The sequence below is a fragment of the Alloalcanivorax profundimaris genome, assembly GCF_015265435.1.
In the GTDB taxonomy this organism is placed as follows: domain Bacteria; phylum Pseudomonadota; class Gammaproteobacteria; order Pseudomonadales; family Alcanivoracaceae; genus Alloalcanivorax; species Alloalcanivorax profundimaris.
In genome coordinates, this window is record NZ_JABJWH010000020.1 from 143,570 (window position 1) to 163,193 (window position 19,624).

Below are 19,624 nucleotides of genomic sequence, written 5' to 3' on the forward strand. Positions count from 1 at the left end.
GCCCAACGGAAAGGAGACCGCGACACCATGAGCAAACGGGTTCTGATCACCGGCGGCAATTCCGGCATCGGTCTGTGCACCGCCGAGCAACTGGCCGCCCAGGGGGCGGAGGTGATTCTCGCCTGCCGCGACCAGGCCAAGGGCCAGGCGGCCCTGGCGCGTATCAAGCACAACCAGCCCGACGCCCGGGTGCGGCTGTTCGAGCTGGATCTGGCGGATCTCACCAAGGTGCGCGGCTGCGCCCGGCGCCTCAATGACGAGTTGGACGGCCTGGACGTGCTGATCAACAACGCCGGCGTGGTGCCGGACCGCCAGCAGTTCACCGCCGACGGTTTCGAGATGCAGTTCGGCGTCAATTACCTGGCGCCGGTACTGCTCACCCACCTGCTGCTGCCGCTGCTCCAGCAACGCCCGGGGGCGCGGATCCTGCACGTGGCGTCGGTGGCGCACTGGCTGGGGCGCATCAACTCGCGCACCTGGCGCGGCCGCCGCCCCTACCTGGTGATGGACGCCTACGGCCAGTCCAAGCTGGGCAATATCCTGTTCAGCGACGTGCTGGCCCAGCGCCTGGCCGGCCAGGACATCACCAGCAACGCCCTGCACCCCGGCGGCGTGGACACGCCCATCTTCCGCCACGCGCCGGAGCTGCTGATGAAGCTGATCCGCCCTACCCTGACCACGCCGGAGAAGGCCGCCCGTCTGCCGACGCGGCTGGCCCTGGACCCGGCCCTGGACGGCGTCACCGGCGGCTACTTCGACGCCAAGGGCCCGGCCGCCCGCTCGCCCCGGGCGCGCAACAAGAAGGTGGCGGAACGGCTCTACCAGGACAGCATGGCGCTGCTCGGCATCAACCCTCTGTAGGGCCGGACGCCTCCAGCGCCTGCTCGGCCACCGCCCGTTGCAGGCGCGGGTAGAGGTCCAGGAACACCGCTTCCAGCTCCCGGTAGTGGCGCTCGATGTCCACCTGGCAGCCCTGGAAGCGGTTGGCGAAGCGCACCCGGGCGGCGATCCGGTCCAGGGCCCGGCCCACGGTGTCCAGCTCCGCGTAGCGACGGATCCAGTCCTGGCTGACCATGCGGTCCACCACCGCGCGCATGTCCGCCGGCATCAACGGCTCGCCGGCGCGCAGCAGGCGGTAATCGTCGTCCAGGGCGGCGTCCAGGGGCCGGTCGTGAAAGCGTGCCCAGTGACGCACCAGAAAGTGATCGAACAACACGTCCAGGGCCACGCCGGCGAAACGCCGGCGCGGCGCCGCGAACAGCCGGCGGCTGTCGCGCACCGGCGGGTGGTGGTCAGTGAGGCGGTCCACCAGGCGGTGGTTGCGCAGGCCCTGGCGCACCGGCGCCGGCAACTCGTCCTCGCGCACACCACGCATGAAATCGCCCAGCAGATTGCCGACCTTGGAGGCCGGCGTGGGCCGGGCCAGGGCCAGGTGGGCGAAGTAGTTCACGCCCCGCCCCGCTCCATCAGGAACCGCAGGTTCTGGCGCGCCGCCGGCCATTCGTGATTGATGATCGAGAACACCACCGTGTCCCGGTAGACGCCGTCGGCGCTCACCGTGTGGTTGCGCAGCACGCCGTCCTGCTTGGCGCCGAGCCGCGCGATGGCCGCCCGCGAGGCGCGGTTGTGCCAGTGGGTGCGCAGCTCCACGGCGATGGCGTCCAGGGTTTCGAAGGCGTGGCGCAGCAGCAGCCATTTGCACTCGGTATTCAGGCCGGTGCGCTGGCAGCGGCGGGCGTACCAGGTGTGGCCCAGCTCCAGGCGGCGGTTTTGTTCATCGACGCGGAAGAAGCGGGTACTGCCCACCACCCGGCCGCTGTCCCGGTGGCGCACGGCGAACGGCAGCTCGCCCCGCTCGCGGCCGGCCAGCGCCTCGGCGATGTAGTCGCCGACCCGCTCCGGGGACGGCGCGAAGGTGTACCAGAGCTTCCACAGTTCGCCGTCCTGGCAGGCCAGCGCCAGATCGTCGGCGTGCTCGTGGTCCAGGGGTTCCAGGCGCACCCGCTCCCCTTCCAGCACCACCGGTTCGATCCAGCGGGCCACGGTCATTGCTTTTCCGCCGGGGCGTTCAGCTGATGGCGCACCCGGTCCAGGGCCGGCGCCACGGAATCGCACTGGTCGGCGCCCTGGTCACAGGCCACGCAGCCGGCGGCGGCGCTGGCCGCCATGGTCAGGTTCACCCGGTAGGCCAGTTGGGGCAGCTTGGCGGCGCTATCGCGCAGGGCCACGGCCTGCTCCTGGAGGGCACCGTGCTCGGCCCGGCAGGCCTCGACGGCGGCCTGGTCGGCCGGGTCCAGGCCCTGTTTCAGGGCGCGGCCCTGGTCCGCCAGGGTTTCAAGGTCATCGATCATGCCGTTCACCTGATCCGGGTTCTCCGGCGGCACCGCCAGGGCCGGGCCGGCCAGGGACAGGGTAAGCAGGGCAAGGATCCATCGTTGCATAGCAGGCACTCCTGATTATTGTTGTTGGTAGTGTCCATGGACCGGCGCCGGGGGCCGAAGGTTCAGCCCGGCGGCCAGGAGAACGGACGGCCGCCGAGCACATGCACGTGCAGGTGGAACACGGTCTGGCTGGCGCCGGCGCCGTTGTTCACGTTGAGGCGGAAATCCTCGAGCCCTTCGTCGCCGGCCACCTGGCCGGCCACCAGCAGCAGATGGCCGAGCAGTTCCTTGTCCTCGCCGCCGGCGTCGGACAGCTTGGCGATGGGCTTCTTGGGAATCACCAGAAAATGGGTGGGCGCCTGGGGATTGATGTCCCGGAACGCCAGGCACTGGTCGTCCTCGTAAATGATGTCGGCGGGGATTTCCCGGTCGATGATCTTGGAAAAAATCGTTTCACTCATGGCCGCGTCTCCAGACTCCCAGGATCGGAAAGGCCCAACGATAGAACACGGCGGCCTTCACGTCGATCATGATCCCGATCACACCCCGACCATGCGGCGCCAGCAATTTACAAAACCCGGGGTGAGTCCGCGCGGCCCGACTGACTATAATGGCGCCCTGACTTCACCCACCCTTTAACCCGACGAGACCTTATGGCCACGTTGTTCGTTGAAAACCTGACCGTGGTGGATTTTTCCTATCTCCACGCCAAGCGCGGCATGGTCGGCGAGTCGTGGATCGTGGATCTGGAGCTGTCCGGCGAGCTGGATGCCCAGGGCATGGTGTTCGACTTCGGCCACATCAAGAAAACCGTCAAACGCACCGTCGACGAGCGCGTCGATCACCGGTTGCTGGTGCCCCGCGACAGCGAACAGCTGGATCTGCACGAACGGGACGACGGTCACCTGAGCCTGGCCTGGCGCTACCTGGCCGGCGAGATCCGCATGGTGTCGCCGGCCTCGGCGGTGCTCGGCCTGCCGGGCATGGAAATCTCCAAGGCCGGCGTGACGCTCTACCTGATGGAGCTGATCCAGGAGACGGTGCCGGCCAACGTGGCCGAGGTGCGCGTGATCCTGCGCGAGGAGGACACCGGCACGGCGCCCTTCTACCACTATTCCCACGGGCTCAAGAAGCACGACGGCAACTGCCAGCGCATCGCCCACGGCCACCGTTCCGGCATCCAGATTTTCGAGAACGGCCGCCGCAGCCGCTACTGGGAAAAGCTCTGGGCGGACCGCTGGGAAGACATCTACATCGGCACCGAGGACGACCTGGAGGGTACCTACTACGTGGACGAGGTCCCCCACCACCGGTTCCGCTACGACGCCGACCAGGGCCACTTCGAGCTGGTGATCCCGGAGGACCACTGCTACCTGGTGGACCACGACTCCACGGTGGAGAATCTGGCCGGGCACATCGCCGGGGAACTGGCCCGGGAAGCGCCGGGCAAGCGCTTCCGGGTGCGCGCCTTCGAGGGCGTGGGCAAGGGCGCCATCGCCGAGGCCGGCGAGGACAACCCGGGCCGCGCCAAAGGCGGCTGGCTTACTGGCTCTTCAGTGCTGTGACGCACTGGAGAACCAGTTGGCAGTTGATAGTGGACAGTTGATGGTGAAAACAATGCACGGCAACCAGGTTTTCGCGGGGAATGGATAAACGCCATGCCTTTCCGCAACGTTGTTTTGGTTTTAACTGCCAACTGTCAACCGTCAACTCTCAACTGATTTTCAGGGCGTTTGCGCAAGAATGCTCTCGGTTTCTTCCTGAATCAGGCGGCGCAGCCAGCGGTGTGCCGTGTTGTGGTGCAGTAGCGGCGACCAGGCCATCTTCAGCTCGAACTCGGGGATCTCGAAGGGCGGCGCCTTGATCACCAGGTTGTCGTTCTGCAGCTGCATGCGCGCCACCCGGCTGGGCAGGGTGGCCACCAGGTCGTTGTTCATGGCCAGCAGGGCCGGCATCTGGTAGTGCCGGGTGAAGATGCTGATCTTGCGGCTGCGCCCCAGCCGCTGCAGGGCGTGATCGATCCAGCCCAGGCCGCCGAGTTTCTCCGGATTCATGCCGAAACCGACCCCGAACCCGGTCTTGGACACCCAGATGTGCTGGGCGGACAGGTAGCTGTCCAGGTCGAAGTTCTCGGCGATCGGGTTGTCGCGGTTGAGCAGGCAGGAAAAGGTGTCGCGCCACAGTGTCACCTGGTGGAAGGACCCGGGAATCTCGTTGAAGCGGTTCAGGGCCATGTCCACCCGGCCCTGCTCCATGTCCGGGTAGCTCACGTCCGAGGGCGTGAGGAAGTCCAGCACCACGTTGGGCGCTTCCTCGCGCAGGCGGCGCACGATGTGCGGCACCAGGGTGGCCTCGGCGTAGTCACTGGTCATGATGCGGAACACCCGCCGGCTGTCCGAGGGCTGGAAGCCGTCCTCCGGGGTGAACAGGGATTCCGCCTGGGCGATCAGCTGGCGCACCAGGGGTTGCAGCTCCTGGGCCCGGTCGGTGGCGGTCATGCCCTCGCTGGTGCGGATCAGCAGCGGGTCGCCGAACATCAGACGAAGGCGCTTGAGGCTGTTGCTCATGGCCGGCTGGGTGATACCCAGTTGCTCGGCGGCGCGGGTCACGTTCTTCTCGCGCAGAAGAACGTCCAGGTATTTGAGCAAATTAAGATCGGCGCTGGCGAGATTCATGGCCTGAATAATAACCCGTGAAACCGGCGAAACCCTAACTGTTAACCAGGTCGCTTTCTTGACCGAAGACCCTTCACGGGCATCGCGGCATCGCAAATAAATGCGTATGGTGCTGATTTCCCCCCAAAAGCAGTAGGGATTATGAATCAGCAGGAACAGCCCCGCATCGAGAAATTCGTGGTGCGCTTTCCGGCCGGCATGCGCGACCATATCGCCGCCGCCTCCCGCCTCGGCCACCGCAGCATGAACGCGGAGATCGTCGCGCGCCTTCAGCACAGCCTTGGCCACTGGCCCGATTCCCTGCCGGTGGCGCGCCATGCCGCCCCCGCCGGCGACGAGGAGTGCTACCTGCTCGACCGTTTCCGGGGCCTCCCCCCGGCCAAGCGCCAGGCCCTGCTCGCCCTGCTCGACTGAACCCCGATCATCGAACGCGCATTGGACCGTTCAATGCTGTTACTCTTTAACCAGGTTTCGTAGACGCCGAAGAAAACGGCGGCCGCCCGTCGGGGGTGGACACGTCGGAGGGATGGAACGCAGTTGAAGGACGAATCTCATCGGATGAGCGGATTGCCCAGCGGCAGCGACATCCGCCTGCCCTGGCATCTGCGCTTGCCGGGCCCGCTTGAACGGGACTTCACCGATTTTTTCCGCGACAGCGTGGCCAGGGTGGCGCCGTGGGCGGCGCTCAACGTGGTGGTGCTGCTGTCCCTGGCGCTGGCCCTGGAGTTCTCCATGTCACCGGAGGTGGCCGCCAGCACCTGGCGGCCGCGCCTGCTGTGCCTGATGCTGGCGGTGGCCACCGCCCTGGTGGCGCGCCACGGCGAGTGGCGGCGCTGGCTGCACGGGCTGAGCATGGCCCTGGCCCTGGCGGTGGCGCTCACCGGCGACTGGATGGCGCTCACCGTGGACCACCCCCTGGCGTTCAGCCTGTTCCTGCAAACGCCGCTGGCGATCCTGCTGATGTCGGTACTGCTACGGGTGCCGTTCTACTGGGCGGTGGCCGGCAGCGTGGTGATGATCGGCGCGCTGGCGGCGAGCCTCTACCAGGGAGGGCGCACCGGCGACGATCTGGCCATGGTGCTGCTGTTGCTGTCGCTGTCCAGCGCCAGCATGAGCCTGTTCGGCCAGTACATTTATGAGCGCCTGCTGCGCCAGCACTTCCTGTCCGAGAACGTGCTGTTCCAGCACCGCGACGAACTGCATTCCGCCAACCGGGTGCTGGAGAGCCAGGCCACCGTGGACGGCCTCACCGGCTGCCTCAACCGGCGCGGCATGGAAAGCCGGCTCGACGAGCTGCTGCACGGATTCAGCCGTGGCGGCGGCAAGGAGCGGGTCAGCGTGCTGCTGTTCGACATCGATTTCTTCAAGCAGTACAACGACACCTACGGCCATCTCGCCGGCGACGAATGCCTCAAGGCGGTGGCCTCCATCCCGCGCTCGCTGACCCAGGGCGACAAGGACTTCGTGGCCCGTTACGGCGGCGAGGAGTTCATGGTGGTGCTGGCCAACACCAGCCTCAAGGATGCGCTGGTGGTGGCCGAACGCATGCGCACCCGCATCGAGCAACTGGGCCTGCCGCACAGCGGCTCCCGGGTCAGCCAGGTGGTGACCATCAGCGTCGGCGTGACCTGCGCCGGGGAGCACGCCGCCGATGCCAACACCCTGATCAAATGCGCCGACGAGGCGCTCTATCAGGCCAAGGGCGCCGGCCGCAATCAGGTGGCCTACATGAACGACCAGGGCCGCGTGCTGGCCCTGTGAATCAGGCCTCGCCGTCCAGCCAGGCCGGCTCCGGCACCCCCAGCGCCAGCTCCGTGAGGAAATAACCCAGCGCCGCCAGCGGCAGCAACGCGCCGATGGTGGCGGTCAGCGACCAGCCACCATGGGCCTGGGACCAGCCGCCCACGGCGGACCCCAGGGCGCCACCGGTGAAGAAGGTCGCCATGTAGAGGCCGTTGAGGCGGCCCCGGTAGGTGTCGCCCAGGCCGTAGATGGCGCGCTGGCCGAGCACCACATTGGCGGACACGCCGAAATCCAGCACCACCGCCGCGATCACCAGCAACGCCACCGCCAGGGTCGAGCCCGGCTCCGCCAGCAGCGTCAGGCCGAAGGCGGCGCTGGAAATCAGCATGGCGGAAACCGTGGCCGGACGGGTGAAGCCCCGGTCCGCCAGGCGCCCGGCGATGGGCGCCGCCACCGCCCCGGCCACGCCGGCCAGCCCGAACAGGGCGATGCCGCCCTGGCTGAAACCGTACACCGGGCTCGCCAGCAGCAGCGGCACCGCGGTCCAGAACAGACTGAAGGCACCGAACAGGAAGGCCTGATACAGGGCCCGCCGGCGCAGGATCGGGGTGTGACGCAGCAGCCAGCCCATGGACAGCAACAGACCGCCATAACCAGGGCCGGGACGCGGCCGGCGCGCCGGCATTACCCGCGCCAGCACCAGGCTCAACGCCACCATCAGCAGCGCCGAGAGCACGAACACCGCCTGCCAGTCGAACGCCTCGGTGAGCGCGCTGGCCACCGGCCGCGCCAGCATGATGCCCAGCATCAGGCCGCTCATCACCGTGCCCACCACCTGGCCACGCCGTTCCGGCGGCGCCAGGTGGGCCGCGTAGGGCACCAGAATCTGCACCGCCACCGAGCCGAAGCCGATGCCCAGGGCGGCGGCCAGGAAGGTGGCGGCGTGATGGGCGAACAGGGCGGCGGTGAGCGCCAGGGCGGCGAGCAGCACCACCGAGATCACCAGGCGGCGGTTCTCCACCAGGTCGCCCAGCGGCACCACCAACAGCAGGCCGGCGCCGTAGCCCACCTGGGTCATGGTGACGATCAGCCCGGCGGCCCCCGGCGACAGGGACAGGGATTCGGCGATGGGCCCCACCAGGGGCTGGGCATAATAGATATTGGCGACGATCAAGCCGCAGGCGGTGGCCAGCATCAGCACCAACCAGGACGGCATCGTCGCCGGCGCGGCGTTCGATGACATGTGTCGGGTCCGTTATCGGAAAGGCGTGGGGTCGTCCACGTCCAGCTGCTCCGGATCCAGGGCGGCGCGGGCGTAGTCCCGCCAGACGCCGGCGTCCAGGAACAGCCGGTAGAGGTCCGGATCAAGGTGCCGATTATCGCGCATGCGCTGCATGATGCCCAGGGCCTCGGAGATTTTCAGCGGCGTTTTGTAGGGCCGCTCGCGGGCGGTGAGCGCCTCGAACACGTCGGCGATGGCCATGATGCGCGCCGGAATCGACATCTGTTCCCGGGTCAGCTCGCGCGGGAAGCCGGTGCCGTCCATGCGCTCGTGGTGGCCGCCGGCGTACTCCGGCACGCGCCGCAGTTTGCGCGGGAACGGCAGCGACTCCAGCATGTCCAGGGTCACGTCCATGTGGCTGTTGATGATGCGCCGCTCTTCCTCGGTGAGGGTGCCACGGGTAATGCAGAGGTTGCTCACTTCATCGTCGCTGAGCAGGGGCCGGGTTTCACCACGGGCGTCCACCCAGGGGCGCTCGGCGATGCGCCGCACCCGGGCCTCGTCCTCGGCGGCCATGGTTTCGCCGCCGATGTTGATGCGCTCCAGGAAGGTCAGGTCCGCTTCCAGGGCATCGATGTCCGTCTGCCGGCGCAAGCGGTGCTCCGGCTCCCGCTCCGGGTCTTCCAGGCAATCACGCAGGTAGCGCCGCTCCACCTCGGAGCGCGCCGCCGAGAAACGCGCCGCCACCAGCTCGATGCGGTCATGCAGGCCGTGCAGCTTGGTGGCCTTGTCGAGCACCGAATCGGGGATCGCCAGCTTGCCGCAATCGTGCAGCCAGGCGGCCACCCGCAGCTCGTACCATTCGTCCTCGTCGAGCTGGAAATCGGCGAATTCGCCGCCGTCCTCGCAGGCGGCCCGGGCCAGCAGTTCGGTGAGCAAGGGCACGCGCTCGCAGTGGGCGCTGGTGTGGGAGCTCTTGGCGTCGATGGCGCGGGCGAACACCTTCACGAAGGCGTCCAGCAGATCCTTGAGTTCGCGCACCAGCATCAGGTTGTTAAGGGCGATGCCGGCGTAGCCGCCGAGGGCTTCCAAAAGGGCCCGGGTGCGGGCCGGGAACGGCCCGGCGCCCTGTTCACCGCGAGCGTTGACCAGCTGCAGCACGCCCACCACCCGGCCTTCGTGGTTGGTCAGCGGCACCAGCAGCAGCGACACCACCCGGGTCACCAGGCCCGGCACCAGCCGCGCCCGGTCCTCGTCGTCCAGCGCCGGCGCGGTGAGATGCAGCGCCTCGCCCCCGCGCACGGTGCGCACCGCCGGGTGGCCGGCGTGGGCGTCGTCCAACGGCAGGCGCGGCTGATCCGGGCCCGGGTCGGCGCCCTCTTCCTCGCCGTCCAGGGCCTGGCGGGCGCACTCCAGCCACTCCTGGTGTTGCTCCTCGCGGCGCAGCCAGAGCACGCCGGCTTCGGCGCGGGCCAGGGCCAGCGCCTCCTCCAGCACGGTACGGGAGAGCGGCGCCAGGTCGCTCTGGGCGTTGATCTGGCGAGCCACCCGCAGCAGGGGCGGCAGCTGGGTGCCGGGCACCCTTTCCAGCTTGCTCATGGCGTCATTCCGTTGTCAGGCCGGCCTAGCATAGGCACAGCCCATCGTGGCGGTAAAGCGGCCTCGCTTGAACGGCGCCGGGCGATTGCCTACCATTCCTCGGTTCCGCAACCCTTAGCCTCGGACCCCTTTTCATTCATGAGCGTGCGCTACCGACTGCCCGATGGGGCAACCATGGAGTTTGATCAGCCGGCCTCCGCCCTGGAGATCGCCGAGCGGATCAGCAAGAAACTCGCCAAGCAGGCCCTGGCCGCCAAGGCCGACGGCCACCTCACGGACGTCTACCTGCCGCTCACGGATGGCACCGAAGTGGAAATCATCACCCGGGACCACGAGGACGCCCTGGAGCTGATCCGCCACGACGCCGCCCACGTGATGGCGGAGGCGGTGCAGGAGCTGTTCCCGGATACCCAGGTGACCATCGGGCCGACCATCGAGAACGGCTTCTACTACGACTTCCACCGGGAAGAGCCGTTCACGCCGGAGGACCTCAAGGCGATCGAGAAGCGCATGCAGGAAATCGTGCGCCGCAACGAGGACATCCGCCGGGAGGTGTGGGACCGGGACGAGGCGGTGCGCTTCTTCCTGGACCAGGGCGAGGAGTTCAAGGCGGAAATCATCCGCGACCTGCCCGCCGACCAGGAGGTCTCCCTGTACCGCCAGGGCGATTTCATCGACCTGTGCCGGGGCCCTCACCTGCCCTCCACCAGCAAGCTGGGCGACGGCTTCAAGCTGATGAAGGTGGCCGGCGCCTACTGGCGCGGCAACGCCGACAACGCCCAGTTGCAGCGGGTGTACGGCACCGCCTGGCGGGACAAGAAGGAACTCAACGTCTACCTCAAGCAGCTTGAGGAGGCGGAGAAGCGCGACCACCGCAAACTGGCCCGGGAGATGGACCTGTTCCATATCCAGCAGGAGGCGGTGGGCAGCATGTTCTGGCACGCCAAGGGCTGGCGCCTGCGCAAGAACCTGGAAAACTACATCCGCGACAAGATGATCAAGTACGGCTACGACGAGGTGGCCACGCCGCAGATGATGGACCGGGTGCTGTGGGAAAAATCCGGCCACTGGGACAAGTACGGCGACGACATGTTCACCGTCTGCACCCACGATGACCGGGAGATGGCGATCAAGCCCATGAACTGCCCCGGCCACGTGCAGATCTTCAACCAGGGCATCAAGAGCTACCGGGACCTGCCGATCCGCATGGGCGAATTCACCGCCCTGTTCCGCAACGAGGCCCACGGCGCTCTGCACGGCCTGATGCGCGCGCGCTCGTTCAGCCAGGACGACGGCCACATCTTCTGCACCGAGGGGCAGATCAACGAGGAAACCGCCGGCTTCATCCAGATGCTGCGCGAGGTGTACACGGACTTCGGCTTCGAGAGCTTCCGCATCAAGTTCTCCGACCGGCCGGAGAAGCGAGCCGGCTCCGACGAAACCTGGGACAAAGCCGAGGGCGCCCTGCGCGGCGCGGTGGAGTCCCTGGGCCTGGAGTGCGAGCTGAACCCGGGCGAAGGCGCCTTCTACGGCCCGAAACTGGAGTTCGTGCTGCGCGACGCCATCGGCCGGGACTGGCAGTGCGGCACCCTGCAGGTGGACTTCGTGCTGCCCGAGCGCCTGGACGCCGAATACGTGGCCGAGGACGGCTCCCGCCAGCGGCCGGTGATGCTGCACCGGGCGGTGCTGGGCTCCCTGGAGCGGTTCCTGGGCATTCTGATCGAATCCACCGCCGGCCACCTGCCGCTGTGGATGGCCCCCACCCCGGTGGTGGTGTGCACCATCACCAACGCGGTGGACGATTACGCCGCCGAGGCCGTGGCCCTGCTCAAGGCCAAGGGCGTGCCGGCGGAACTGGACACCCGCAACGAGAAGATCGGCTTCAAGGTGCGCGAGCATTCCAAGGGCAAGACCCCGCGCATCTGGGTGGTGGGCGAGAAGGAAGCGGAGGACCGCAAGGTGGCAATCCGCAGCCTGGGCTCCAAGGACACCGAGGAGCTGTCCCTGGAAGACGCCGTGGCGCAGCTGGCCGAGGCCACCCGCGCACCCATCTGAGGGCCCCGGTGTTGTAGGAGCGACTTCAGTCGCGATCCGCAAGGCGGTTGATCGCGACTGAAGTCGCTCCTACGGCGGCGAGGCAGGAGGCTCCATGTTCAAAGAGAACGAACGGCAACCGGAAGGCTTCAGCGTGGCGCTGGGCGAGGCGCTGGATAACCTGGCGCTCAACGACGCCGGTCTGATTCCGGTGATCGCCCAGCAGTACGATACCGGCGAGGTGCTGATGTTCGCCTGGATGAACCGGGAGGCCATCGAGGAAACCCTGCGCACCGGCCGGGTCTGTTATTACTCCCGTTCCCGGGGCACGCTGTGGCGCAAGGGCGAATCCTCCGGCCAGGTGCAAACCCTCCGGGAACTGCGCGTGGACTGCGACGGCGACGTGCTGCTGGCGCGGGTGGACCAGACCGGCCCGGCCTGCCACACCGGCCGCCGGGACTGTTTCTACTGGAAGCTGGACGGCGACCGGGCCACCATCGACAAGACGCCGCTCATCGATCCGGCGGAGCTGTACAAAAAAGACACCCCGAAATAAACCGGAACCAGGACCGCATCCGGATGCTGAAACTGCACAACACCCTCACCGGCACCAAGGACGACTTCGTTCCGCTGGACCCGAATCGCGTGACGCTCTATGTGTGCGGTCCCACGGTCTATAACTACGTGCACATCGGCAACGCCCGCCCGGTGGTGGTGTTCGATGTCCTGTACCGGCTGCTTGCGCGCCTCTATCCGGAGGTGGTGTACGCCCGCAACATCACCGACATCGACGACAAGATCATCAAGGCCTGCGCCGAGACCGGCGAATCCATGGACGCCCTCACCGGCCGCTTCACCACCGCCTTCCGCGAGGACATGGCGGCCCTGGGGACGCTGGAGCCGACCATCACGCCCCTGGCCACGGATCACATCGCCGACATGATCGCCATGATCGAGACGCTGATCGCCAAGGGCCACGCCTACGAATCCCAGGGCCATGTGCTGTTCGCGGTGGAATCCATGCCCGACTACGGCAAGCTCTCCGGGCGCAATCTGGAGGACATGCTGGCCGGCGCCCGGGTGGAAGTGGCGGACTACAAGCGCCACCCCGGTGATTTCGTGCTGTGGAAGCCCAGCGACGCCGACCAGCCGGGCTGGGATTCGCCCTGGGGCCGGGGCCGCCCGGGCTGGCACATCGAGTGCTCGGCGATGATCCACAAGCATCTCGGCGACGTGATCGACATCCACGGTGGCGGCCAGGATCTGATCTTCCCGCACCACGAGAACGAGATCGCCCAGGGCTGCTGCGCCCACGGCACCGAGTACGTGCGCTACTGGATGCACAACGGCTACATCAACATCGACGGCGAGAAGATGTCCAAATCCCTGGGCAACTTCCGCCTGGTGCGCGAGCTGCTCAAGGAATACCCCGGCGAGGTGCTGCGCTTCGCCCTGCTGTCCAGCCATTACCGCTCGCCGCTGAATTTCTCCGCGGAGCTGCTGGAACAGGCCGAGCGCAGCCTGGATTCGCTCTACTACGCCCTGCTCGGCCGGGGCGAGACCGTGCGCGCCCAGGCCGACTACGCGCTCCCCGAGGACCATCCGGTGCTGGAGGCGCTGCTCGACGACCTGAATACCTCCGAGGCGATCAGCGCCCTGCACGGCATCGCCGCCCGCCTGAACAAGGCGGAGCCCGCCGACAAGCCCGCCCTCAAAGCGGAGCTGCTGGCCGGCGCCGGCCTGCTCGGGCTGCTGGACGCGGACCCCACCGGCTGGTTCCAGAACAAGAAGGCCGGCGACGACGACCTGGACGCGGCCACCATCGATGATCTGGTGGCGCAACGCACCCAGGCCAAGAAGGACCGGAACTTCGCCCGCGCCGATGAAATCCGCGACCAGCTCAAGGACGCCGGCATCCAGCTGGAGGACACCCGCGAGGGCACCCGCTGGACGCGGGGCTAGTGTTCGTCACCGGCTTCGTTTTATGATGCGCGGCTGAACTCATCTCTTTTTCCTCGGGTGCCGCCGTGAAACGCGTCCTGCTCACCGGCCTGCGTGTCTACCAACTGGTGCTGAGTCCCTGGATCGGCAACCAGTGCCGTTTCTACCCGACCTGCTCGGAATACGCCCGGCAGGCGGTGGAAACCCATGGCAGCCTGCGCGGCAGCGCCCTGGCGGCGAAACGCCTGTGCAAGTGCCACCCCTGGCACCCCGGTGGCTTCGACCCGGTACCCGGCCGCGAGGAAGAAGCCCGTGACTGAGCGCCACGTCCGCCAGCGTCTGCTGCTCGCCGCCCTGCTGCTGGTGGCGCAGACGGTGCTCGCCTGGCACGCCCCCAGCCACATCTTCGACAGCCACCGCGACGCGGTGGCCCAGCACGATTGCGAAGCGCTCCATGGCCACGGCATGGCGGCGGCGCCGTCGCTGTTCGTGGCCCCGGTGCCAGTGGCCGCCCGCGCGGCGCTCGATGCCGGCCCGGCGCGCCCGGCCCATCAAACCGTTTCCCGCTCCCACCCGGCCCGCGCGCCTCCCCGTTTCTCCTGATCCCCGATCCATGACATTGCCAGGGCGCGATCCCTTCGCGCCGCCCCCGCGGCCCGCCGTGGCGTTTCGCCATGGCCTCGCGCCGCGGCTGTATATCAGGAGACAACATGAAACGCTTCAACGCCCCTCTGGCGGCGCCGTTCACGGCGGCCGCCCTGGCGGCCCTGTGCGGCTATGCCCACGCCGCCGAGCCCGCCGAGGAGAACCGCCTGGAATCCGTGGAAGTCTCGGCCCTGCCCCTGGGCAGTGACGCCGACCTGACCCCGGCGTCCTTCGATCTGCTGGAAGGGGACCTGCTGTTCCAGCAAAGCGAGGCCACCCTCGGCGACACCCTCAACGGCCTGCCCGGGGTGCACGCCGACACCTTCGGCGCCGGCAGCAGCCGGCCGGTGATTCGCGGCCAGACCGCGCCCCGGGTCAGCGTGCTGTCCGACGGCGCGCGCCTGTTCGACATGTCGGAGATTTCCCCGGACCACGCCACCACCGTGGAACCCATGCTCAGCCGCAAGGTGGAAGTGCTGCGCGGCCCGTCCACCCTGCTCTATGGCGGCGGCGCCATCGGCGGCGTGGTCAACGTGCTGGACGACAAGATCCCCACCCGCATGCCGGATGGCCCGGTGGAAGGCTTCGTGTCCGCCCGGGGCAACACCGTGGCCGACGAATCCGCCGGCGCCGTGGGCCTGACCACGCCGGTGGGCGAGCACCTGGCCCTGCACGTGGAAGGCGCCCGCCGCGAGGCCAGCGACTACGAGGTGAACGGCTTCACCGATCCGACCATCGACGGCACCTGGGCGGAGAGCAACAACGCCAGCGTCGGCCTGTCCTGGATCGGCGACCGGGGCTACCTGGGCCTGGCCTACTCCTACCGGGGCGATCTCTACGGCCTGCCCGGGCACAGCCACGAGTTCGAGGGCTGCACCGCCAACGGTTCCAGCCTGGAATGCGCCGAGGCCGGCCACGAGCACGAACATGAACACGGCGAACACGAAGCGCCGTTCGTGGATCTGGACAGCCGCCGGGTGGACCTGCGCGGCGAATACCGCCAGCCGTTCGCCGGCGTGGAGGCGGTGCGCCTGCGCGCCAGCCACACCGACTACCGCCACCACGAGATCGAGGAAGACACCATCGGCACCACCTTCCGCCACCGGGGCGTGGACGCCCGGGTGGAAGCGGAGCACGCGCCGATCCTGGGCTGGCGTGGCACCGTGGGCACCCAGTTCTCCGACGGCCGCATCGAGACCACCGGCGAGGAAGCCGTGGTGCCCGAGACCGACACCCGGGTGGCGGCGCTCTTCGCCGTGGAACGCTACCGTTTCAATGAACGCTGGCAACTGGAGGCCGGCGCCCGCTTCGAGCACCAGAAGCTGGACCCGGACGACGCCGACCGGCCGCTGCCCTCGGAAAGCGACAGCGCCGCGTCCCTGTCCACGGCCCTGACCTGGGCATTCCGCCCGGACTACAACGTGTCGCTGTCCCTGGCCCGTTCCCAGCGCCTGCCCCAGGCCCAGGAGGTCTATGCCCAGGGCGTGCACCTGGCCACCAACACCTATGAGTGCGGCCTGCTCGCCGACCGCTACACCTGCGGCGGCACCGCCAACGACGACAGCCTGGACACCGAAACCTCCCACAACGTGGGGATCAACCTGCGCAAGGTGAGCGGCGACCTGACCTTCGACCTGGGGCTGTTCCATAACCAGGTGGACAACTACGTCTACGCCCGCACCCTGGACCAGATCGAGGAATTCCGCCTGATCAAGTACAGCCAGGCGGACGTGACCTTCATCGGCGCCGAGGCCGAGGCCACCTACCAGTGGACCGACCGCTTCTCCACCACCCTGTTCGGCGACGCGGTGCGCGCCGAGTTCGACGATGGCGGCAACGAGCTGCCGCGCATCCCGGCGCAGCGCCTGGGCGGCCGGCTGAACACCTTCTGGCGCGCCTTCGACGGCGAGCTGGAGTTCTACCGGGTGTTCGCCCAGGACCGGATCGCCGGCTTCGAAAGCCGCACCCCGGGCCACGACATGCTCAATGCCACGGTGAGCTACACCCTGGCCGGCAACCCCCAATACAGCGTCTTCCTGCGCGGCAGCAATCTGCTCGGCGAGGAAGTGTGGAACCACGCGTCCTTCCTGGCTCGCACCGTCCCGGAACCCGGTCGCAACGTGACCGCCGGCGTGCGCCTGACGTTCTGACGCGATCCACGACGAAACGAATTCGGAGACAACGATGAAACGCTCTTTTTCCCCCACCGGCGCCGCCCTGCTGGCGGCCTCGGTGCTGCTTGCCGCCTGCAACAACGACACCGGTAGCACCGCGCTGCCCGGTGACGACCACGATCACGAGCATGAACACGGCGAGTCCGCCGGCCGCCTGGTGTTCACCCACGCCGACGGCGCCAATTCCCGGGTTTACGTGCACGACCTGGAAAGCGGCGAGACGATCGCCGATTTCGCCCTGGTGCATCCGGCCACGGCGGTGTACGCCAGCCCGGAAAGCCGCTACGCGGTGATCCTCCAGCGCGACAACGATCAGGTGGAATTCCTGGATAACGGCATCCACCTGCACGACGACCATACGCACGAGGACGCCCCCGCCATGCTGGGCTTCACCCTCACCGGCGTGGCGCCCACCCATTACCGGGTCAACGGCGAGCACGCCGCGCTGTACTTCGACGGTGATGACGGCGCCGGCCAGATGAGCCGCTTCGAGCTGTTCAGCGACGAGAGCCTGGAAGCCGGCGGCGTGCTCGCCGCCCAGACCCTGGACACCGCCCACCACGGCGTGGCGGAACCCCTGGAAGGGTTGGTGCTGGCCAGCCACACGGCCACCAGCGGCGATGCCCCGGACGGCGTCACCGTGTTCGAACTGCACGGTGACCATTTCCACGACGAGGGCGAGCTGGGCACCGCCTGCCCGGGCCTGCACGGCGCCGCCACCAGCGGCCTGTACACGGTGTTCGGCTGCCAGGACGGCGCGCTGCTGGCGGAGTTGCACGGCGACCACTTCCACGCCCACAAGATCGCCGCCCCGGAACGCCTGGCCACCGTGCTCGGGCACCCGGACGTGGCACAGCTGGCGGCGTTTTCCTACCCGGGCGACACCCTCTATGTGATCGACCCGGAAGCGGAAACCGCCACCGAGACCGACTGGCGTGACGGCGCCGTGGATAGCGGCGGCGACCCGGTGAGCGCCGTGGCCCGGGCGTTCGACGCCCACGGCGAGCACCTGCTGATCCTGGACGGCGAAGGCGATCTGCACGTGCTGGAAACCGCCGACTGGTCCCATCGCGGCAGCGTGTCGCTGCTGGACGACGTGCCCGCCGCCGGCCCGGCCCCGGCCCTGGCGGTGAGCGCCGCCGCGGAACAGGCGTTCGTCACCGACCCGGCGGCCCAGGCGCTGCATGTGCTGGATCTGGAAAGCCTGTCCGTGGAAACCGTGGACCTGGACTTCGCGCCCACCGGCCTGGCCTGGACCGGCATCGGCGGCGAGCACGACCACGGTGAAGGCGAGGAAGGGCACGACCACGACGACGAGCACGATCACGAGCACTGATCGTCGTCGCGCGCCTTTTCGCGACTGAAGCGGCCCCCCGGTCGCTCCTACAGCGGTGGCATAACCCTGCCGTAGGAGCGACTGGGCGGCACCCCGCTTCAGTCGCGATACCCGCGTCGCCATAAGCGCGGCTTTTCACTACAATAAGGCTCGTCCTCAAAGCAGTGGAATTCGGAGTCCCCCATGAAACGATGGCTGTTGGCCGCGGGCCTTGCCCTACCCCTTTCCGTCCTGTCCATTCCCGCCATGGCGGCGGGCTACGCCGGCCTGGATTACGTGCGCAGTAGCATCGAGCCGGACAACGGCGGCAGCGCCGATCCCAATGCGCTGCAGTTCAAATTCGGCAGCTGGATCAACCGCAACGAAACCCTGGGCGGTGAATTGCGCCTGGGCCTGGGCATCGGCGACGACAGCCTGGGCGGCGGCGCCGACGTGGAAATCGACCGCTACTACGGCGCCTATTTCCGTGGCCAGTTCCCCAACACCCTGCCGGTGCGCCCCTACGGCCTGATCGGCCTGACGCGCATGGAAACCACCGTGGACTACCCCGGTGGCGGCTCCGACGGCGACAACTACACCGACCTGTCCCTGGGACTGGGCGCCGACATCAGCCTCACCGACGTGGTGTTCGTGAGCGTGGAATATCTGCGCGCCGTGGACCGCAGCGGCGATGAGGTGAGCAACATCGGTATCGGCCTGAACGGCCGCTTCTGAGCGTCGCCCGGACCACCGGCCAGACACGAAAAAGCCGCGCGATGCGCGGCTTTTTTTGTGTCCGGAGGCGGCCCGCCGCCGGTCAGGGAATCGGCAGGTAACCGCCGTCCACGCCCTTGGTGACGATGGCCACCGCGTCGTGGGCGTGCAGGCTCTCCAGGTGATTCACCCGCAGCCAGAAATCCTGATAGCACTGCTGGCCATTCAGAGCCTGCTTGAGGCGCCGGGCGGCGTCCTCGCAGAACATCAGGTTCTGACCGTTCAGCTTGGCGAATTCCTGCTCGTCGACCCGCTTCACGGCGGTCTGCACCGGGGTCTTGAGCGCGCCTTCGATGGTGTCGATCAGGGCGGTGATCGGGAAGGCCTCGTCGCAGCCGGTGTCCAGCACCACGCGCACCTGCGCCACGGAGCGCTGGCTGTGCGGGGTGGCCATGATGCCTTCCTCGGTGCCCAGCCACTCGAACACCTTTTCCATGTCCACCTGGCTGTCGCCGCCGAAATCCTCGCGGAACTGCTCCTGGATCAATTGCCGGGCCAGAGCGGCGGAGCACGGGCAGGTGGAGGAATACGGCACTTCCACCGCCAGCTCCAGCCGCAGCCCGTCCCCGGCCTTGGTGGCCTTGATGGTCACCGGGTAGCTCTTCCAGCCGGCGTAGCTGCTCTTCAGGGCCGGGCGGCGCATGGAGTATTCGAAGTCGAACTGCACGAACGCCTGGTCGCTGAGCCCCTCGTGGGTGTCCAGGAAGTTGTCGAGCAGGGTTTCGATGGACGAAGCGCTCACCGAATGATCGCCGAAGGTCTCCTCCAGCATCAGGTACAGCCGGGACATGTGAATGCCCTTGGCGTCCGGGTTGGACAGGCTTACATAGGCCTGGATCGAGGTGCTCACCGGACGCTCGCCGGCCAGGGTGTCGCTGACCCGGGCAGGCAGGTGAATCTGGCTCATGCCGACCCAGTCCAGGGTGCTGTGAAGGTGGTCCACCATCGAATTGGAGGCCACGTCCGGCATGGATTTTGTGGTTCCGGCACCACTATCGCGCTTCATGGGGAATCTCCGTAGGGACGACGGCGGCGAAGCATGACGCCGATCAGGTGAACAGAATGGCAACCCGATTGTCATCGCCCGATCACACAGGGACGCGAAGTGTAGCAGAATCGCC

At 67.8% G+C, this 19,624-nt stretch carries 20 protein-coding genes; 12 read left to right on the top strand and 8 right to left on the bottom strand.

The genetic code is table 11. The features are described from left to right. Window positions 1–27: 27 nt before the first annotated feature. Window positions 28–861: an SDR family oxidoreductase gene (locus HMJ39_RS11035; protein WP_161384030.1), complete on the top strand. Its 834-nt coding sequence runs from the start codon at window positions 28–30 to the stop codon at window positions 859–861. On the opposite strand, the gene HMJ39_RS11040 is transcribed toward HMJ39_RS11035, so the two are convergent. The 4 genes from HMJ39_RS11040 to HMJ39_RS11055 all read right to left on the bottom strand — a co-directional run bounded on the left by HMJ39_RS11040 (window position 848) and on the right by HMJ39_RS11055 (window position 2,842). After that, the gene (locus HMJ39_RS11040; protein WP_194297348.1) at window positions 848–1,450 is read right to left on the bottom strand and encodes an acyl carrier protein phosphodiesterase; all 603 of its coding nucleotides are present in this window, start codon (window positions 1,448–1,450) and stop codon (window positions 848–850) included. The genes HMJ39_RS11035 and HMJ39_RS11040 overlap by 14 nt on opposite strands. After that, entirely contained in the window at window positions 1,447–2,049 is a 603-nt protein-coding gene (locus HMJ39_RS11045) for a GNAT family N-acetyltransferase (protein ID WP_228462296.1), read from the bottom strand. Before HMJ39_RS11045 ends, HMJ39_RS11040 begins: the two co-directional genes overlap by 4 nt. Further along, window positions 2,046–2,441 (bottom strand): hypothetical protein, encoded by a 396-nt coding sequence (locus HMJ39_RS11050; protein ID WP_194297349.1) that lies wholly within the window; start codon window positions 2,439–2,441, stop codon window positions 2,046–2,048. The genes HMJ39_RS11045 and HMJ39_RS11050 overlap by 4 nt, the downstream gene beginning before the upstream one ends. A gap of 62 nt (window positions 2,442–2,503) precedes the next feature. After that, window positions 2,504–2,842 (bottom strand): histidine triad nucleotide-binding protein, encoded by a 339-nt coding sequence (locus HMJ39_RS11055; RefSeq protein ID WP_161384027.1) that lies wholly within the window; start codon window positions 2,840–2,842, stop codon window positions 2,504–2,506. A 192-nt stretch (window positions 2,843–3,034) separates the two neighbouring features. Between HMJ39_RS11055 and HMJ39_RS11060 the strand changes: the two genes are divergently transcribed. Next, the gene (locus tag HMJ39_RS11060) at window positions 3,035–3,946 is read left to right on the top strand and encodes a 6-carboxytetrahydropterin synthase (protein WP_194297350.1); all 912 of its coding nucleotides are present in this window, start codon (window positions 3,035–3,037) and stop codon (window positions 3,944–3,946) included. Window positions 3,947–4,105: 159 nt separating this feature from the next. On the opposite strand, the gene HMJ39_RS11065 is transcribed toward HMJ39_RS11060, so the two are convergent. Continuing rightward, entirely contained in the window at window positions 4,106–5,056 is a 951-nt protein-coding gene (locus HMJ39_RS11065) for a LysR family transcriptional regulator (RefSeq protein ID WP_194297351.1), read from the bottom strand. 141 nt (window positions 5,057–5,197) lie between these two features. Between HMJ39_RS11065 and HMJ39_RS11070 the strand changes: the two genes are divergently transcribed. Beyond that, window positions 5,198–5,470 (top strand): Arc family DNA-binding protein, encoded by a 273-nt coding sequence (locus HMJ39_RS11070; protein WP_194297352.1) that lies wholly within the window; start codon window positions 5,198–5,200, stop codon window positions 5,468–5,470. 144 nt (window positions 5,471–5,614) lie between these two features. Continuing rightward, window positions 5,615–6,817: a GGDEF domain-containing protein gene (locus HMJ39_RS11075; protein ID WP_194297353.1), complete on the top strand. Its 1,203-nt coding sequence runs from the start codon at window positions 5,615–5,617 to the stop codon at window positions 6,815–6,817. Between the two features lies 1 nt (window position 6,818). On the opposite strand, the gene HMJ39_RS11080 is transcribed toward HMJ39_RS11075, so the two are convergent. Then, window positions 6,819–8,042: an MFS transporter gene (locus HMJ39_RS11080; RefSeq protein WP_194297354.1), complete on the bottom strand. Its 1,224-nt coding sequence runs from the start codon at window positions 8,040–8,042 to the stop codon at window positions 6,819–6,821. 12 nt (window positions 8,043–8,054) lie between these two features. Then, entirely contained in the window at window positions 8,055–9,620 is a 1,566-nt protein-coding gene (locus HMJ39_RS11085; RefSeq protein WP_194297355.1) for an HD-GYP domain-containing protein, read from the bottom strand. A 138-nt stretch (window positions 9,621–9,758) separates the two neighbouring features. On the opposite strand from HMJ39_RS11085, the gene thrS reads away from it, so the two are divergent. From thrS to HMJ39_RS11125, 8 genes are all read left to right on the top strand, one after another. After that, window positions 9,759–11,675: a threonine--tRNA ligase gene (gene thrS, locus HMJ39_RS11090; protein WP_194297356.1), complete on the top strand. Its 1,917-nt coding sequence runs from the start codon at window positions 9,759–9,761 to the stop codon at window positions 11,673–11,675. 94 nt (window positions 11,676–11,769) lie between these two features. Then, entirely contained in the window at window positions 11,770–12,210 is a 441-nt protein-coding gene (hisI, locus tag HMJ39_RS11095) for a phosphoribosyl-AMP cyclohydrolase (RefSeq protein ID WP_194297357.1), read from the top strand. Window positions 12,211–12,233: 23 nt separating this feature from the next. Next, on the top strand, window positions 12,234–13,616 hold the full coding sequence (gene cysS, locus HMJ39_RS11100; RefSeq protein WP_194297358.1) for a cysteine--tRNA ligase: 1,383 nt from the start codon (window positions 12,234–12,236) through the stop codon (window positions 13,614–13,616). A gap of 65 nt (window positions 13,617–13,681) precedes the next feature. Then, the gene (gene yidD / locus HMJ39_RS11105; protein ID WP_161384017.1) at window positions 13,682–13,915 is read left to right on the top strand and encodes a membrane protein insertion efficiency factor YidD; all 234 of its coding nucleotides are present in this window, start codon (window positions 13,682–13,684) and stop codon (window positions 13,913–13,915) included. Next, window positions 13,908–14,198 carry a hypothetical protein gene (locus HMJ39_RS11110; protein ID WP_194297359.1) on the top strand — a complete coding sequence of 97 codons (291 nt, stop codon included), beginning with the start codon at window positions 13,908–13,910 and terminating at the stop codon, window positions 14,196–14,198. Before yidD ends, HMJ39_RS11110 begins: the two co-directional genes overlap by 8 nt. A gap of 107 nt (window positions 14,199–14,305) precedes the next feature. Further along, window positions 14,306–16,390, top strand: a complete 2,085-nt coding sequence (locus HMJ39_RS11115; protein WP_194297360.1) for a TonB-dependent receptor domain-containing protein — start codon at window positions 14,306–14,308, stop codon at window positions 16,388–16,390. 34 nt (window positions 16,391–16,424) lie between these two features. Then, a complete protein-coding gene (locus HMJ39_RS11120; protein ID WP_194297361.1) occupies window positions 16,425–17,750 on the top strand; it encodes a hypothetical protein in 1,326 nt (441 codons plus the stop codon). 183 nt (window positions 17,751–17,933) lie between these two features. Continuing rightward, window positions 17,934–18,464 carry an outer membrane beta-barrel protein gene (locus HMJ39_RS11125; RefSeq protein ID WP_161384013.1) on the top strand — a complete coding sequence of 177 codons (531 nt, stop codon included), beginning with the start codon at window positions 17,934–17,936 and terminating at the stop codon, window positions 18,462–18,464. An 82-nt stretch (window positions 18,465–18,546) separates the two neighbouring features. Here HMJ39_RS11125 and folE2 read toward each other — a convergent pair whose 3' ends face one another. Next, a complete protein-coding gene (gene folE2 / locus HMJ39_RS11130; RefSeq protein ID WP_161384012.1) occupies window positions 18,547–19,509 on the bottom strand; it encodes a GTP cyclohydrolase FolE2 in 963 nt (320 codons plus the stop codon). Window positions 19,510–19,624 lie beyond the last annotated feature (115 nt).

Coding starts and splice junctions, on each gene's coding strand:
- HMJ39_RS11035 (WP_161384030.1), top strand. CDS start 28: ATGAGCAAACGGGTTCTGATCACCGGCGGCAATTCCGGCATCGGTCTG.
- HMJ39_RS11045 (WP_228462296.1), bottom strand. CDS start 2,049: ATGACCGTGGCCCGCTGGATCGAACCGGTGGTGCTGGAAGGGGAGCGG.
- HMJ39_RS11050 (WP_194297349.1), bottom strand. CDS start 2,441: ATGCAACGATGGATCCTTGCCCTGCTTACCCTGTCCCTGGCCGGCCCG.
- HMJ39_RS11055 (WP_161384027.1), bottom strand. CDS start 2,842: ATGAGTGAAACGATTTTTTCCAAGATCATCGACCGGGAAATCCCCGCC.
- HMJ39_RS11060 (WP_194297350.1), top strand. CDS start 3,035: ATGGCCACGTTGTTCGTTGAAAACCTGACCGTGGTGGATTTTTCCTAT.
- HMJ39_RS11065 (WP_194297351.1), bottom strand. CDS start 5,056: ATGAATCTCGCCAGCGCCGATCTTAATTTGCTCAAATACCTGGACGTT.
- HMJ39_RS11070 (WP_194297352.1), top strand. CDS start 5,198: ATGAATCAGCAGGAACAGCCCCGCATCGAGAAATTCGTGGTGCGCTTT.
- HMJ39_RS11075 (WP_194297353.1), top strand. CDS start 5,615: ATGAGCGGATTGCCCAGCGGCAGCGACATCCGCCTGCCCTGGCATCTG.
- HMJ39_RS11080 (WP_194297354.1), bottom strand. CDS start 8,042: ATGTCATCGAACGCCGCGCCGGCGACGATGCCGTCCTGGTTGGTGCTG.
- HMJ39_RS11085 (WP_194297355.1), bottom strand. CDS start 9,620: ATGAGCAAGCTGGAAAGGGTGCCCGGCACCCAGCTGCCGCCCCTGCTG.
- thrS (WP_194297356.1), top strand. CDS start 9,759: ATGAGCGTGCGCTACCGACTGCCCGATGGGGCAACCATGGAGTTTGAT.
- hisI (WP_194297357.1), top strand. CDS start 11,770: ATGTTCAAAGAGAACGAACGGCAACCGGAAGGCTTCAGCGTGGCGCTG.
- cysS (WP_194297358.1), top strand. CDS start 12,234: ATGCTGAAACTGCACAACACCCTCACCGGCACCAAGGACGACTTCGTT.
- HMJ39_RS11115 (WP_194297360.1), top strand. CDS start 14,306: ATGAAACGCTTCAACGCCCCTCTGGCGGCGCCGTTCACGGCGGCCGCC.
- HMJ39_RS11120 (WP_194297361.1), top strand. CDS start 16,425: ATGAAACGCTCTTTTTCCCCCACCGGCGCCGCCCTGCTGGCGGCCTCG.
- HMJ39_RS11125 (WP_161384013.1), top strand. CDS start 17,934: ATGAAACGATGGCTGTTGGCCGCGGGCCTTGCCCTACCCCTTTCCGTC.
- folE2 (WP_161384012.1), bottom strand. CDS start 19,509: ATGAAGCGCGATAGTGGTGCCGGAACCACAAAATCCATGCCGGACGTG.